The sequence below is a fragment of the Mycobacterium sp. IS-1496 genome, assembly GCF_001499995.1.
Taxonomy (GTDB): Bacteria; Actinomycetota; Actinomycetes; order Mycobacteriales; family Mycobacteriaceae; genus Mycobacterium.
The window spans coordinates 65,519-79,144 of the sequence record NZ_LQIU01000006.1 but is presented as its reverse complement, the minus strand read 5'-3'; the positions used below and the strand labels follow the sequence as shown (position 1 = coordinate 79,144).

Below are 13,626 nucleotides of genomic sequence, written 5' to 3'. Positions count from 1 at the left end.
TGTGCAGGTGACGGTGGTCAGTGGGGCCGGCATCTCCGCGGAGAGCGGGGTGCCGACCTTCCGTGATGTCGAGACGGGGCTGTGGGCCAAGGTCGATCCGTACGAGATCTCCAGCGCCGAGGGGTGGCGGGCGAACCCCGAGAAGGTCTGGGCCTGGTACCTGTGGCGCCACTACATGATGGATGCGGTCCAACCGAACAACGGCCACCGCGCCGTCGCGGCGTGGCAGGACCACGCCGACGTGCACGTGGTCACCCAGAACGTCGACGACCTGCACGAGCGGGCGGGCAGCCGGAACGTCTACCACCTGCACGGCAGCCTGTTCGAGTTCCAGTGCGACGCCTGCGGCTCGCGCTTCGAGGGCACGCTGCCGACCATGCCCGAACCCGTCGAGGCGGTCGACCCGCCGCAGTGCCCGTGCGGTGGGCTGATACGCCCCAATGTGGTGTGGTTCGGAGAGGCACTGCCAGAGGCCGCCTGGCAGCGCTCGGTCCACGCGGTGCTCACCGCCGACGTCGTGGTGGTCGTGGGCACGTCCTCGATCGTCTACCCCGCCGCCGGACTGCCCGAGATGGCGCTGGCCCGCGGGACGGCGGTCGTCGAGATCAACCCGGAGCGCACCCCGCTGACGGACAGCGCGACGGTGTCGCTGCGGGAGACCGCCGCGGGTGCGTTGCCGACCCTGCTGCAACGCCTCCCCGAACTCCTGCCGTAGCCGGCGGCCGCTCAGGCGGGCCGCACCGCCCGGCCCAGCGCGACCTCCGACACGGGCAGTGGCACCCAGGACGGGAACATCCGTTCCCGGCGGGCGTCCTCGACCTGGAAGCCCGCCGTGGTGATCGCCGTTTCGGTGTGGCGATGGGTGTGGCAGTTACCCAGCATCCTGGGCCACACCGTCGCATCGGCGAACTTCTGCAGTCCGGCCCGCGCGCCCGTCCCGGCGATGTGCTCGAGGTAACGCAGTTCGCCGCCGGGCCGCACCAGTGAGAACAGTTGCCGCAGAACGCCGTCCGGGTCGTCGACCGAGCACAGCACCAGCGAGCAGACGACGGCGTCGAACGGCTCCCCGGGACTGAAGTCCTCGATGCTGTCCATGGTCACGGTCACCGGGACGGGCGCATGCGCCGCGGCATCGCGGGCGTGCGCGGCCAGCCGGCGCTCCGGTTCGATGGCGACCACCTCGGTGACCGACGGTGGATAGTGCGCGAAGTTGGTTCCGGTGCCCGCGCCGACCTCCAGCACCCGGCCGGCGAGTCCGGCGAGGTTGTCGCGGCGCATCCGCCGCATCTGTTCGGTCTCGTGACCGGACATGGCCGTCCACAGGCGGGCGAAGAACGGGTTGTCGACGTCGGCGCTCACCGGTCCCATCCTCTACTCAGGCAGGCCGCGCCGCCACCGGTTCGGGGTGCTCGATCTCCTCCGATTCGCTGATGCCGAAGCGTTCGTGGAGGCGGGCCAGCGGCCTGGGTGCCCACCAGTTCCAGCGCCCCATCAGGTGCATGAAGGCCGGCACGAGCAGCATCCGGATCAGGGTCGCGTCGGCGAGCACAGCCAGCGTGAACCCGACCCCGAACATCCGCATGAACGACACCTGCGCGGCGATCAGCGCGGCGAACGAGATCGTCATCAGCAACGCCGCGGCGGTGACCACGCGCCCGGTCCGGGCCAGGCCCAGCGCGACGCTCTCGTCGTTGCGGACGCGGGGGGCGGGTACGGTCCCGTCGGCACGGGGGCGGCCGGACCTCAGCCAGAACTCCCTGATCCGCGACATCAGGAAGACCTCGTAGTCCATCGACAGACCGAAAGCGATGCAGAACAGCAGCACCGGCATGTTGGCGACCAACGTCCCCGTCGGTGTGGTCCCGAGCGCCCCGAGGTGGCCCTCCTGGAAGATCCACACCAGCGCGCCGAACGCGGCCGACAGCGACAACACATTGAGCAGCAGCGCCTTCAGCGGAAGCACCACGCTGCCGGTCAGCAGGAACAGCAGCACGAAGCTGATCCCCGCGATGATGCCGAGCACCAGCGGCAGCCGGGAGGTGATCGACTCCGAACTGTCGCGGTTCGTCTGCGCGGTGCCGGTGAACTGCACGTCCTGTCCGCCGGGAGTCGCGACGGCGTGCAGGGCGTCGAGTTGTCGTTCCGACTCGTCGGAGAACAGTTCGGTGTTCGTGGCGACGGTGAGGTAGGCGCTTCCGGCGCTGAGCCCGCTGGCCGCCGAGGGCGGGCCGACCCGGGCCCCGGTGACATAGGTGCCACCCGGGGCGGCGACGCTGAGCACGTCGGGGACACGGGAGAGGTCCGCGGCGTAACCGTCGATGTCCGCGGGCGTCAGACCACCGGTGTCCGGGACGACGACGGTGACGTCGGTGGCGGTGTCGACGGCGAAGTCGTTGCGCAGTTGGTCGCCGACCTGGCGCGCCGACGACGATTGCGGCAGCACGCGGTCGTCGGGGAAACCCCATTTGATGCCGAGGAACGGTGCGCCGAGCAGCAGCAGCAGCGCCACGATCGCCACGCCGATCGGGATGGACCGGCGCTGGACGTACTTCGTCGACCGGTACCAGAACGTCTGCTCGACGGCCTTGGGCGTGGGTTCGGGTCTGCCGCGCAGGCGTCGCAGCAGCCGGCGCACGTCGAAGGCGTCGAGGCGTTCCCCGAGCAGGACGATCGCGGCCGGGGCGACCACGATCGCGGCCGTCGCGGCGAACCCCACGACCGCGAGGCCGGCGTAGGCGAACGATTTGAGGAAGTACATCGGGAACAGCACCATCGTCGCCATCGACAGCGCCACGGTCAGCGCCGAGAACAGCACGGTGCGGCCGGCGGTGGCCATGGTCCGGATGAGCGCGCGCTCGCGGTCGACGCCGTCGGCCAGCTCGTCGCGGAACCTGCTCACGATCAGCAGGGTGTAGTCGATCGCCAGGGCGAGACCCATCGCGATCGACAGGTTCAGCGCGAAGATCGACACATCGGTCACCATCGTGAGCAGCCGCAGCACGGCCATCGTCCCGACGATCGCGATCAACCCGACCACCACCGGCAGCGCCGCGGCCAGCAGCCCGCCGAAGACCCACACCAGCACCGCGAAGCTGAGCGGGATCGCGATCAGCTCCATGGTCAGCAGGTCTTTCTCGGTCTGCCGGTTGATCTCGACGTAGGTCATCGCCTCACCGCCGGCGCGGACCGTCACGCCGTCGCGGTCGTACACGAGCCGGTCGGCGAGCTCCTTGGCGTGCTTCTGCGCACCGCTCTCTCCGCCGGTGATCCCCGCGATGATGAGGCCGGTCCTGCGGTCCTGGCTGAGCAGGGCCGGAACCGCCTCCCGCGGCGCGGTCCAGGTCGAAGTCACCCCCGCGACGTGCGGGGAGGCTTCGAGTTCGGCGGCGATGCCGGTGCCGACGGCGGTGGCCGCCGGACCTCGGGCGCCGTCGTCGGACGTCACGCTGATGATCAGGTCCATGTCGCCCTGGTCGAAGGTGTCGACGAGCGTCTGGGTGGCGCGCGCCGACTCCGAGGTGGGGTCCTGGAATCCGCCTGCGGACAGACTGCGACTCACCGGCAGACCGAAGACGGCGGCCGCCACCACCACCAGGGCGGCGATGGCCAATATCCGTTTCGGCGAGGCGATCGCCGACCTGGCAATTCGTGACAGCACCGTCCGCGTCCTCTCGCCCAAACCGATTCGCTACTTGTAACCACGAGAACGGTTGGTGAATCTTTCAAACTCATGACGCCGACCCGGCGATGAGAAAGGACGCGCCGGCCGGTCTAGACGATTATGGGAACGCCTCCCATCCAGTCGACACACCAGGTATGGAGACCATGGCCAGCACAGATGTGGAAACCACCGCCCCCACTCGTACGTCAACCGGCACGGACATCGCGCTGTTGGTGCTGCGCCTCGGCGTCGGCGCGACGATGCTGCAGGCGGGCCTGATCAAGGCCTTCGACTTCACCACCACCGCGGGTTTCATGGGGGCCGGCGGATGGCGCCTGCCCGAACTCGGAGCGTTCATGGTCACCGCGGCGGAGACGCTCGGCGGTATCGGGCTGCTGCTCGGGGTGCTCACCCCGCTGGCGGCGACGGCGGTGATCGCCGCGATGCTCGACGCCTGGGCGGTCAACGTGTCCGGCGCGGCGTTCTGGTCCGAGCCGTTCAACGTGCCGTTCCTGGTGGCGATCGGGGCGACGGCGTTGCTGTTCGCCGGTGCGGGCGCCTACTCCGTCGACGCCCGGCTGCCGACCCGAATCCGCTGGTCGACGCGTACGGCGTGGATCCTGCTGGCGGTGGCGGTCGTGGCCGCGGTGGTGACCTGGATCGCGCTGAACGGGACCAATCCCCTCCACGTCACGGCACCTACTGGCGAGAAACCTACCCAAAAGTAGGATTGCCACCATTTTCCGAAACGTGACTCAATGAATCCTTAATGGTGACTCATACGCTCAGTGTCATGTGGATCGACGACACCAGTGCCGATGTCATCAAGGTTGATTTCGAGGCCCTCTACCACGGCGATTTCCTCGTCGAGGGAGACACCTCCGAGCAGCTCGATGACTGGAGCCCGCTCGCTCAAGCCGGATGAACACGTGCGCCCAACCGGGCGCACGTGTCCATCAGCAGTTTGCTGGCCCTTGCGCGGTCAACTGTTGACCTGCGTCAGACCGCGACCGGCTCCTCAGCGGGCTTAACCAGCCCGGCCAGTCGACCGGTGATGAGCTGTTCGGCCTCCTCGACCATCCGACTCACCAGATCACCCACCGTCGGGATGTCGTTGATCAAACCCATCGACGTTCCGACGCTCCAGATGCCGGCGTCCAGATCGCCGATCTCGTAGACCTTCACGCCGCGCTTGCCGGCGACCAGATCCTTCACGTCCTCGAACTGCCCGCCGCGGTTGAGGATCTCCACGACCTCCCGCGAGACGGTGTTGCTCGCCACCCGCGCGGTGTTGCGCAGCGGCCGGAAGATCAACTCCGTGTCGAGCTCGGTGCCCGCGACGATCGCTTCCTTGACCTTCTGGTGGATGGCCGATTCCTCGGTGCACATGAACCGGGACCCCATGTTGATGCCGTCCGCCCCGAGCGCCAGCGCGGCGACCAGGCCGCGGGCATCGGCGAATCCGCCGGACGCGATCATCGGGATGTCGATCTTGGACGCCGCCGCCGGGATCAGCACCAGGCCCGGAATGTCGTCCTCCCCGGGGTGACCGGCGCACTCGAAGCCGTCGATGCTGATGCCGTCGACACCGAGGCTCTGCGCCTTGACCGCATGGCGCACCGAGGTGCACTTGTGCAGCACCTTGATGCCGTTGTCGTGGAACATCGGTAGGTGCGGCGCCGGGTTCGAGCCCGCCGTTTCGACGATCTTGATGCCGGCGTCGACGATGACCTGGCGGTACTCGTCGTACGGCGGCGGGTTGATCGTCGGCAGGATCGTCAGGTTCACCCCGAACGGCTTGTCCGTGAGGTCCCGGCAGCGCGCGATCTCGTTGGCCAGGTCGGCCGGCGTGGGCTGGGTGAGCGCGGTGATGAAGCCGAGCGCCCCCGCATTCGCCACGGCGGCGACCAGTTCGGCACGGCCGACCCACTGCATACCGCCCTGGACGATCGGGTGCTCGACACCGAACGTCTCGGTGAACTTCGTCGTCAGGCTCATCGCGGCGCCATCCGGATCGCGCCGTCGAGGCGGATCACCTCGCCGTTGAGCATCGGGTTCTCGACGATGTGGGTCGCCAGCGCACCGTATTCGTCGGGATCGCCGAGCCGCGCCGGATGCGGCACCTGCTGGCCGAGCGAGCGCTGCGCCTCCTCGGGCAGCGAGCCCAACAGCGGGGTCTTGAACAGGCCGGGGGCGATGGTGCAGACGCGGATCAGCTCACGCGACAGGTCGCGGGCGATCGGCAGGGTCATCCCGACCACGCCGCCCTTGGACGCCGAGTACGCCGCCTGGCCGATCTGGCCCTCGAAGGCCGCGACCGATGCGGTGTTGATGATGACGCCGCGCTCCTCACCGATGGGGTCGGTCTTGGCGATCCGCTCGGCCGCCAGCCGCAGCACATTGAAGGTGCCGACCAGGTTGACCTGGATGACCTTGTTGAACTCGTCGAGCGGGAAGGCGCCGTTCTTGCTCAGCGTCTTGATCGCGTTGCCGATACCGGCGCAGTTGACGTTGATGCGCAACGGCCCCATCTGCTCCGCGGCGTCCAGCGCTGCACTGACCTGCTCGGGATCGGTGACGTTGGCCTGCACGAACTTGGCCCGGTCGCCGAGTTCCTTGACGGCTTCCTCACCCTTGAGGTCGATCACCACGACGGAGGCGCCCCGGTCGAGCAGCCGCTTCGTGGTGGCCAGGCCGAGACCCGATGCTCCGCCGGTGACGACGGCGGCGGCGTCTTTGATTTCCACTCGCACATACCTTTCTGTTGGTTGAGATCAGACCCAGTCGTTGAGCACTGATTCGGTGTCGGCGCCCGGTGCGCCGGGAGGGGTGGGCGTCGCGGGCACGGTGCGGGAGAACCGCGGTGCCGGCGCCGGGAAGAGGAAGTCGCCCTCCCGGTAGAAGGTGTCGCGTTCGGTGTTGTGCGGTTCCTGCTCCACTTCCGCGAACGACAGCACCGGGGTGCAGCAGGCGTCGCTGCCGGCGAAGACCTTCGTCCAGTGGTCGCGGTCGTGTTCGGCGAACGCCTTGGTGAGCGCCTCGCGCAGTTCCGGCCAGCGGCTCATGTCGTTCTGATCGGGCAGTCCGGCCGGGTCGAGGCCAAGCTTGTCGAGCAGTTCGGCGTAGAACTGCGGTTCGATCGCACCGACGGCGACGTAGCGCCCGTCCGAGGTCTCGTAGGTGTCGTAGTACGGAGCGCCGGTGTCGAGCATGTTGACCCCGCGCTCGTCGGACCACATCCCCATCGCGCGGAAGGCCCACATCATCTGTGCCAGCACGCTGGATCCGTCGACCATGGCCGCGTCGACGACCTGACCCTTGCCGGAACGTTCCCGCTCCCACAGCGCCGACAGGATGCCGACGAGCAGGAACATCGACCCGCCGCCGAAGTCGCCCGCGAGGTTCAGCGGCGGCACCGGCCGTTCGCCGGCGCGGCCGACGGCGTGCAGCACGCCGTTGAGAGAGATGTAGTTGATGTCGTGTCCGGCCTGCTGGCTACGCGGACCGGTCTGACCCCAGCCCGTCATCCGCCCGTAGATCAGCCGCTCGTTGACCTTGGCGCAGTCCTCCGGGCCGAGCCCGAGCCGCTCGGTGACGCCGGGCCGGAAGCCCTCGATGAGCACGTCGGCCTTGGCGATCAGCTTGAGCACCAGCTCGCGGCCCTCGTCGGTCTTGAGATTGGCACCGACCGACCGCCGGTTGCGCAGGAGGTGGTCACTCCCCTTCGCCGGGATCCCTGGGCCCTTGCCGGGGCGCTCGATGCGGACGACGTCCGCACCCAGGTCGCCGAGGATCATCGCCGCGTGCGGACCGGGGCCGATACCGGCCAATTCCACGACACGCAGACCTTGCAGTGGTCCCGCCATTTCTACCGCCCCTTCGGAGTAGTTGACCGCCGACATAGCTTACTTGTATAACCTTCTCGACCGGCCACGGGCCAACGGCCCCGCTCATGCGAAGGTGTAGCCATGACGACCACCGACTCCGATACCGGCACATACGTCAGCATCGACGACCTCACCGTGGCGCTCGACGACGGGGTGCTGTCGGTGACGCTGAACCGGCCGGACAGCCTCAACTCGCTGACCGCCGAGATGCTCAACGGGATCGCCGACGCACTGGACCGGGCCGCCGACGACCCGGCGGTGAAGGTGGTGCGACTCGGCGGCGCCGGGCGCGGATTCAGCTCCGGCGCGGGCATCAGCGCAGAGGATCAGACGAAGAAGGCGGAGATCGGGATCAACGCCGTGCTCGACGCGGCCAACCGTGCGGTGCGCGCGATCGTCGCGGCACCCAAGCCGGTGGTCGCGGTGGTGCAGGGGCCTGCGGCAGGCGTCGGGGCCTCGCTGGCGTTGGCCAGCGATGTCGTGATCGCCTCGGAGAAGGCGTTCTTCATGCTGGCGTTCACCAAGATCGGGCTGATGCCCGACGGTGGCGCGTCGGCGCTGTTCGCCGCGGCGGTGGGGCGGATCCGCGCGATGCGGATGGCGTTGCTGGCGGAGCGGATCCCGGCGGCCGAGGCGTACGACTGGGGTCTGGTGACCGCGGTCCATCCCGCCGAGGAGTTCGACGCGGAGGTCGACAAGGTGCTGGCGCTGCTGAAGTCGGGTCCGGCGGTGGCGCTGCGGAAGACCAAGCAGGCCATCAACGCGTCGACGCTGACGGAACTCGAAGGTGCGCTGGGCCGGGAGACCGAGGGACAGCTCGAGCTGCTGTCTGCGCACGATTTCCGCGAGGGCACCCGGGCGTTCCAGGAACGCCGCAGCGCCTCCTTCACCGATCACTGAGCGGGTCGCAGCGAGCACGCTCGAGGAGGCGCGCCCTTTTCTGAAATCCGATATCACCCGCGATAGCTGATATCACCCGCGATATCGGATTTCAGAAAACACCGGCGACCAGGGCGCCGCCGAGCACCTACTTTGTCAGACCCCCGCGCCAGAATTCCGGCATGCCTTCCTACACCTATCGAGCCGAATGGTCGCCCAGCCGAGGCGAATACGAAGCGCGGTGTCTCGAGTTCTCCGGCTGGATCAAGCGCGGACCCACCGCCGCCGAGGCGATCGAGACCCTCGAGCGGGAGATCACCGCTGAGATGGCCGACCGTGTCGACCCCCCGCCCTCCCTCACCGACAAGCACTACAGCGGCACGTTCGTCGTGCGCGCCTCGCCTGATCTGCACGGCAGACTCGCCGTGGAGGCGGCGGAGCAGGGCGTGTCGCTCAACCAGTGGGCGATCACCAAACTCGTCGGCCGTCCGCCCTCTCTCGACGACCTGTTCTGACCCGTTAGACGCCGAAGATCGGGGGCAGTGCCAACACCATGACCAGACCCCAGAAGAAATGGGTGAGCATGGGGGCGAGCACTCCCCCGGTCGCGCGGCGTTCGAGGGCGCACACGGCGCCGAGCACGGTCGCCGCGATGGCCAGCATGAAGTTCTGCGTGCTCACACCCGTCACGACCACGTAGACGGCCGTGGACCAGAGCACCGCCCACCAGCCGTTCCACCGGTTGCCCAGCGAGGTGTACAGCGCACCCCGGAAGAACAGTTCCTCGGCCAGACCGTTGACGACGGTGATGATGACGACCAGCCACAGCGCACCCACGTTGGCGTGTTCGAGAACGCGCACGGCGTACTCCCGCATCAGCGGGATCTCGCGGGCCACCAACCCGGCGACCAGGAACGCACCGCCCAGCGCCAGCCCGACGGCGGTGCCGGTGATCACCGGCCGCTGGTTACGGCTGCGAAAACAGATGCGGCCCAGATGAAGTGGCCCGGACAGGAACGCGCCGGCGGTCCACCAGACGGCCAGTCCGGCGGTGAACCAGTAGAAGTCGGGGTCACCCGGCGGGATCGACAGCGAGTAGCCGAGCAGGCCGAACCCGATGACGACGAAGATCGCGACGATGATCCGGCGGCGGCGGATCACCGCGGGCCACTCGGCCGCCGGGGACGCGACGCTCAGGACGACGCCGCGGGCCTCCCGGAAGAAACCGGTCCGTTCGTCGCACGGCGCGGGGGTCGGTGACGACTGGTCGGTTTCGGTCATGCCGGCTTCCCTTTCGGTACCAGGTTCACGAGGGTGTCCAGACCGGTGCGCATCGCGGCCGCCACCGGTCCGGGGACCAGGCCGAGCAACCCGAGCGCCGGCCGAGCGATGGGCGGCGTGACGGGGCGGACCAGTCGGGTGATGCGTTCATTGTCGCCGCCGGCCCAGACCGGATCGGTGTCGGCGAGGTGGTGCACGTCGACCAGCCTGTTGACCGGTCGCGGGCGCTGCGGGGACAGGGAGCGCCGGATCGCCTCGTCAACTCCGGTCAACCCGCCCGCCGGGTCGTCGACGAAGTCCCGCAGCCCGTCCTTGGAGGCGGTCATCGGGTGGTCGAGGCTCTCGATGAGATCGCCCGCCAGCCCCCCGGGCACCGGTAGCACGAGCCCGCTCAGCTGGGAGACCAGCGAGGTGTCGATGCCGCGCACCGGCAGCGGGGCACGTTTCCTGCCGGCCAGACGGGCGTAGGCCTGCAGCAGTTCGCCGTAGGTGGTGGTCTCCGGGCCGTGGATGTCGTACGCGCCCGCGGGCACCCTCTCGATGTCGGCGGCGGCGACCAGATAGTGCAGCGCGTCGCGGACGGAGATGGGGTCGATCGGGTTGGCCGCCCACTTCGGCATCGGCAGCACCAGGAACCGGTCGGCGACGTACCGGAGCATCTCGAACGAGGTGGACCCCGCACCGATGATGATCGCCGCCCCCAGCCACACGACGTCGGGCCCGCCCGGGACGGTGAGCGCCTCGGCGACCTCGGCGCGGCCGGCCAGGTGCTCGGAGAGCGTCTCGTCGGTGGGGACGAACCCGCCGAGGTAGACGATCCGTTTGACCCCGGCCTCCCGGGCGGCTTCGGCGACGTTCTCGGCGGCCCGGTTGTCGGTGTCGCGGAAGTCCGGTTGGCCGATCGCGTGCACCAGGTAGTAGATGACGTCGACGGAACCCGCTTCGGCGAGAGCCTGCCTGACCGACTGCGGTTGCTGGGCGTCGAGTGCGACGGAAGTCACATCGTCGTACCACCCGAAGGTGCGCAGCCGCTCGGGGTTGCGGCTCGCCACCACCACGTCGGCGCCGACGTCCACCAGAGCGCTGACCAGCCGCGATCCGACGTATCCGGTGGCGCCGGTGACCAGGACTCGCACGTTTTTCACCGTAGCTAGGTACCCGGGCCCGGCGGATGGGAACCGTCGTAACGCCGTTTGCTACGCCACATTCGCCGTCACGGCTGGCGGTGCATGTCCACCAGATGCTGGTAGAGCAGCGCGTTGGTGCGGGTGCCGTCGACCTCCTGCTCGCTCAGTTCGCGGCGGACCTTGCCCGGCACCCCGGCGACCAGCGAACCGGGCGGGACCTCGACACCCTGGGCGACCACCGCCCCGGCGGCGACCAACGAACCACGACCGATCCGGGCCCCGTTGAGAACGACCGCACCCATCCCGATCAGGCAGTCGTCCTCGATCGTGCACCCGTGCAGCACGGCGTTGTGCCCGACGCTGACGTTGGCGCCGATGGCGGCGGGGAAACCGGGGTCCACGTGAATGGTCACCCCGTCCTGGATGTTGCTGCCCGCGCCGACCTCGATGGGCTCGGCCTCGGCCCGCAGGGTGGCGCCGTACCAGACGCTGGCCTTGGCGGACAGCGTCACCCGACCGATCACGGCGGCGTTCGGCGCCACCCACGCCGTGTCGTGCAAGTCAGGGGCGTGCTCGCCCAGGGCGACAATCAGCGGTTCCGGCATGGCGACATCGTAGGCGGCCCGCCGGAGTGTGAGACAACCAACGTAACAAACCGCAACGCCGCAGGTCAGACCCCTTCACACGGCTCTGGAGGTCGGGGACGACTTGGCCGTGACCAATTCGTGCCCTTACGATCCGAAGCGGCGCCGCATAGGTAGCCGGCCCGACGCCGCCCATCGGCAGGCGTCCTGACGAGCTGAGGAGCCGATCGTGAAGACCCGTACCAGGACACTGGGCGCCGCTGTGGGCGTCGCCGCCATCGCCGTGTCGCTGCCCCTTTCGGCGACCGCATACGCCGAACCGGCGGAACCGTCGTCGGTGGAGACCCCGCTGCCCAACCTCGAGGGCGACTGCGATCCGTTCCGGGCCGCCGTGCCGACGTGGAAGAGCTTCATCAACCAGCCGGTGAGCCAGGTCCTCTCCCAGATTCCGGACATCAGCACCTTCAGCGCCGCGGTCTCCGGTGGGCTCAACCCCGCGGTGAACGTCGCCTCGGTGCTCGACAACGGCCCGTACGTCGTGTTCGCGCCGACCGACGAGGCGTTCGCGAAGCTGCCGCCGGGGCAGCTCGAGGCGCTCAAGGCCAACCCGGCCGCGCTGACCGACCTGGACTACTACCACGTCTTCCTCGGCCTGCTCGGTCCCGCCGACGTCAAGGGTCAGCGCGCCACCCAGCAGGGCGCCGAGATCAAGGTCGAGGGCACCAACGGCGACATCAAGGTCAACGACACCACCAAGGTGATCTGCGGCGGCATCCCGGCCGCCAACGCCCGCATCTACCTGATCGACACCGTGCTCGATCCGGCCGCGGCGCCCGATGCGATCACGCCGTCGGGCACCTCACCGGCGTCGTCGACCTCGAGCGAGACGGCGGAGTCGGTGGAGTCGGCGCCGCTGCCGGCCGAGGCGACCCCGGCGGCCGCGGCGGACATCCCGGCCGCGGACGCCCCGATGGGCTGACGCTCCTCCACGCGAAAGCGCCCCGGAACCTGACGGTTCCGGGGCGCTTCTCGTTCGACTCAGACGCCGCGTCGGCGAGCCGACTCAGACGCCCAGGTCGCGGCCGATGATCTCCTTCATGATCTCGGTGGTGCCACCGAAGATCGTCTGGATGCGTCCGTCGACGTAGGCCCGCGCCACGCGGTACTCGAGCATGTAGCCGTAGCCGCCGTGCAGCTGCACGCACTGATCGACGACCTTCTTGGCGACCTCGGTGGCCCACCACTTGGCCTTGGCCGCCTCGACCGCTGTCAGCTCACCGTCGACGACGCCCTGCAGGCAGCGGTCGATGTAGTTCTCGGTGACCTCGAGTTCGGTCTCCATCTCGGCGAGCAGGAAGCGGTTGTGCTGGAAGCTGCCGATCGGCTGACCGAACGCCTTGCGGTCCTTGGTGTACTGCAGGGTCTCCTGGAACACCGCGCGCGCCCCGGCGATCGCCGAGATCGCGATGGACAGTCGCTCCGACGGCAGGTTGGTCATCAGGTGGTAGAAGCCGCGACCCTCCTTGCCGAGCACGTTGGCGTTCGGCACCCGCACGTTCTCGAAGTGCAGTTCGGAGGTGTCCTGGCTGTGCAGGCCCATCTTGTCGAGCTTGCGGCCGCGGGTGAAGCCCTCCATGTCGCGCTCGACCACCAGCAGCGTGAAGCCCTTGTGTCCGGCCTCGGGGTCGGTGCGGGCGACCACGACGCACAGGTCGCAGTTGATGCCCGACGAGATGAACGTCTTGGAGCCGTTGACGATCCAGTCGTCGCCGTCGCGCACCGCGGAGGTGCGGATGCCGGCGAGGTCGCTGCCCGCACCGGGTTCGGTCATCGCGACCGCGATGATGGTCTCACCGCTGGTGATGCCGGGCAGCCAACGCTGCTTCTGCTCGTCGTTGGTCAGATCCTTGAAGTACGGGCCGACGACGTCGTTGTGCAGGCTCAGTGCGGGTCCGTGGACACCGGCCTTGGCGATCTCCTCGTCGATGATCGCGTTGAACCGGAAGTCGTCCGAGCCGCCACCGCCGTACTCCTCGGGCATGTTGAACCCGATGAGCCCGTACTTGCCCGCCGCCGTGTACGCCGACCGGTCGACGATGCGCTCGGCCTCCCACTTCTCGTGGTTGGGCACGAGCTCACGCTCGATGTACTCCTTGACGGTCTCGCGGAACGCCTCGTGCTCGGCGTCGTAGATCGTTCGCTTCATT

General features: G+C 68.7%; 15 protein-coding genes. 6 read left to right on the top strand and 9 right to left on the bottom strand.

The features are described from left to right. Position 1: 1 nt before the first annotated feature. The gene (locus AU195_RS04685) at positions 2-715 is read left to right on the top strand and encodes an NAD-dependent deacylase (RefSeq protein WP_059157898.1); all 714 of its coding nucleotides are present in this window, start codon (positions 2-4) and stop codon (positions 713-715) included. An 11-nt stretch (positions 716-726) separates the two neighbouring features. Here the strand turns inward: AU195_RS04685 and AU195_RS04680 are convergent, their stop codons facing one another. Further along, positions 727-1,359: a class I SAM-dependent methyltransferase gene (locus tag AU195_RS04680; RefSeq protein ID WP_059157931.1), complete on the bottom strand. Its 633-nt coding sequence runs from the start codon at positions 1,357-1,359 to the stop codon at positions 727-729. 16 nt (positions 1,360-1,375) lie between these two features. Then, entirely contained in the window at positions 1,376-3,658 is a 2,283-nt protein-coding gene (locus AU195_RS04675; RefSeq protein WP_059157897.1) for an MMPL family transporter, read from the bottom strand. Between the two features lie 167 nt (positions 3,659-3,825). Here AU195_RS04675 and AU195_RS04670 point away from each other — a divergent pair, with 167 nt between their 5' ends. Next, positions 3,826-4,389 carry a DoxX family protein gene (locus tag AU195_RS04670; protein ID WP_059157930.1) on the top strand — a complete coding sequence of 188 codons (564 nt, stop codon included), beginning with the start codon at positions 3,826-3,828 and terminating at the stop codon, positions 4,387-4,389. A gap of 65 nt (positions 4,390-4,454) precedes the next feature. After that, positions 4,455-4,586 carry a hypothetical protein gene (locus AU195_RS26115; protein WP_011561444.1) on the top strand — a complete coding sequence of 44 codons (132 nt, stop codon included), beginning with the start codon at positions 4,455-4,457 and terminating at the stop codon, positions 4,584-4,586. A 74-nt stretch (positions 4,587-4,660) separates the two neighbouring features. Here the strand turns inward: AU195_RS26115 and AU195_RS04665 are convergent, their stop codons facing one another. From AU195_RS04665 to AU195_RS04655, 3 genes are read right to left on the bottom strand one after another with little or no spacing between them, the layout of a single operon-like run. Beyond that, positions 4,661-5,659: an NAD(P)H-dependent flavin oxidoreductase gene (locus AU195_RS04665; RefSeq protein WP_059157896.1), complete on the bottom strand. Its 999-nt coding sequence runs from the start codon at positions 5,657-5,659 to the stop codon at positions 4,661-4,663. Beyond that, a complete protein-coding gene (locus AU195_RS04660; RefSeq protein WP_059157895.1) occupies positions 5,656-6,408 on the bottom strand; it encodes a 3-hydroxyacyl-CoA dehydrogenase in 753 nt (250 codons plus the stop codon). Before AU195_RS04660 ends, AU195_RS04665 begins: the two co-directional genes overlap by 4 nt. A gap of 27 nt (positions 6,409-6,435) precedes the next feature. After that, positions 6,436-7,527, bottom strand: coding sequence for a CaiB/BaiF CoA transferase family protein (locus AU195_RS04655; RefSeq protein WP_059157894.1), 1,092 nt, complete (start codon positions 7,525-7,527; stop codon positions 6,436-6,438). Between the two features lie 102 nt (positions 7,528-7,629). Here AU195_RS04655 and AU195_RS04650 point away from each other — a divergent pair, with 102 nt between their 5' ends. Beyond that, a complete protein-coding gene (locus tag AU195_RS04650) occupies positions 7,630-8,448 on the top strand; it encodes an enoyl-CoA hydratase (protein ID WP_059157893.1) in 819 nt (272 codons plus the stop codon). A 161-nt stretch (positions 8,449-8,609) separates the two neighbouring features. After that, positions 8,610-8,942, top strand: coding sequence for a type II toxin-antitoxin system HicB family antitoxin (locus AU195_RS04645; RefSeq protein WP_059157892.1), 333 nt, complete (start codon positions 8,610-8,612; stop codon positions 8,940-8,942). Between the two features lie 4 nt (positions 8,943-8,946). Here the strand turns inward: AU195_RS04645 and AU195_RS04640 are convergent, their stop codons facing one another. From AU195_RS04640 to AU195_RS04630, 3 genes are all read right to left on the bottom strand, one after another. Then, a complete protein-coding gene (locus tag AU195_RS04640) occupies positions 8,947-9,708 on the bottom strand; it encodes a CPBP family intramembrane glutamic endopeptidase (protein WP_059157891.1) in 762 nt (253 codons plus the stop codon). After that, positions 9,705-10,853, bottom strand: coding sequence for an NAD(P)H-binding protein (locus AU195_RS04635; RefSeq protein ID WP_059157890.1), 1,149 nt, complete (start codon positions 10,851-10,853; stop codon positions 9,705-9,707). The genes AU195_RS04640 and AU195_RS04635 overlap by 4 nt, the downstream gene beginning before the upstream one ends. A gap of 68 nt (positions 10,854-10,921) precedes the next feature. Next, positions 10,922-11,440 carry a gamma carbonic anhydrase family protein gene (locus AU195_RS04630; RefSeq protein WP_059157889.1) on the bottom strand — a complete coding sequence of 173 codons (519 nt, stop codon included), beginning with the start codon at positions 11,438-11,440 and terminating at the stop codon, positions 10,922-10,924. Between the two features lie 208 nt (positions 11,441-11,648). Here AU195_RS04630 and AU195_RS04625 point away from each other — a divergent pair, with 208 nt between their 5' ends. Further along, positions 11,649-12,398: a fasciclin domain-containing protein gene (locus tag AU195_RS04625; protein ID WP_059157888.1), complete on the top strand. Its 750-nt coding sequence runs from the start codon at positions 11,649-11,651 to the stop codon at positions 12,396-12,398. Positions 12,399-12,482: 84 nt separating this feature from the next. Here the strand turns inward: AU195_RS04625 and AU195_RS04620 are convergent, their stop codons facing one another. Then, positions 12,483-13,625, bottom strand: a complete 1,143-nt coding sequence (locus AU195_RS04620) for an acyl-CoA dehydrogenase family protein (RefSeq protein ID WP_059157887.1) — start codon at positions 13,623-13,625, stop codon at positions 12,483-12,485. Position 13,626 lies beyond the last annotated feature (1 nt).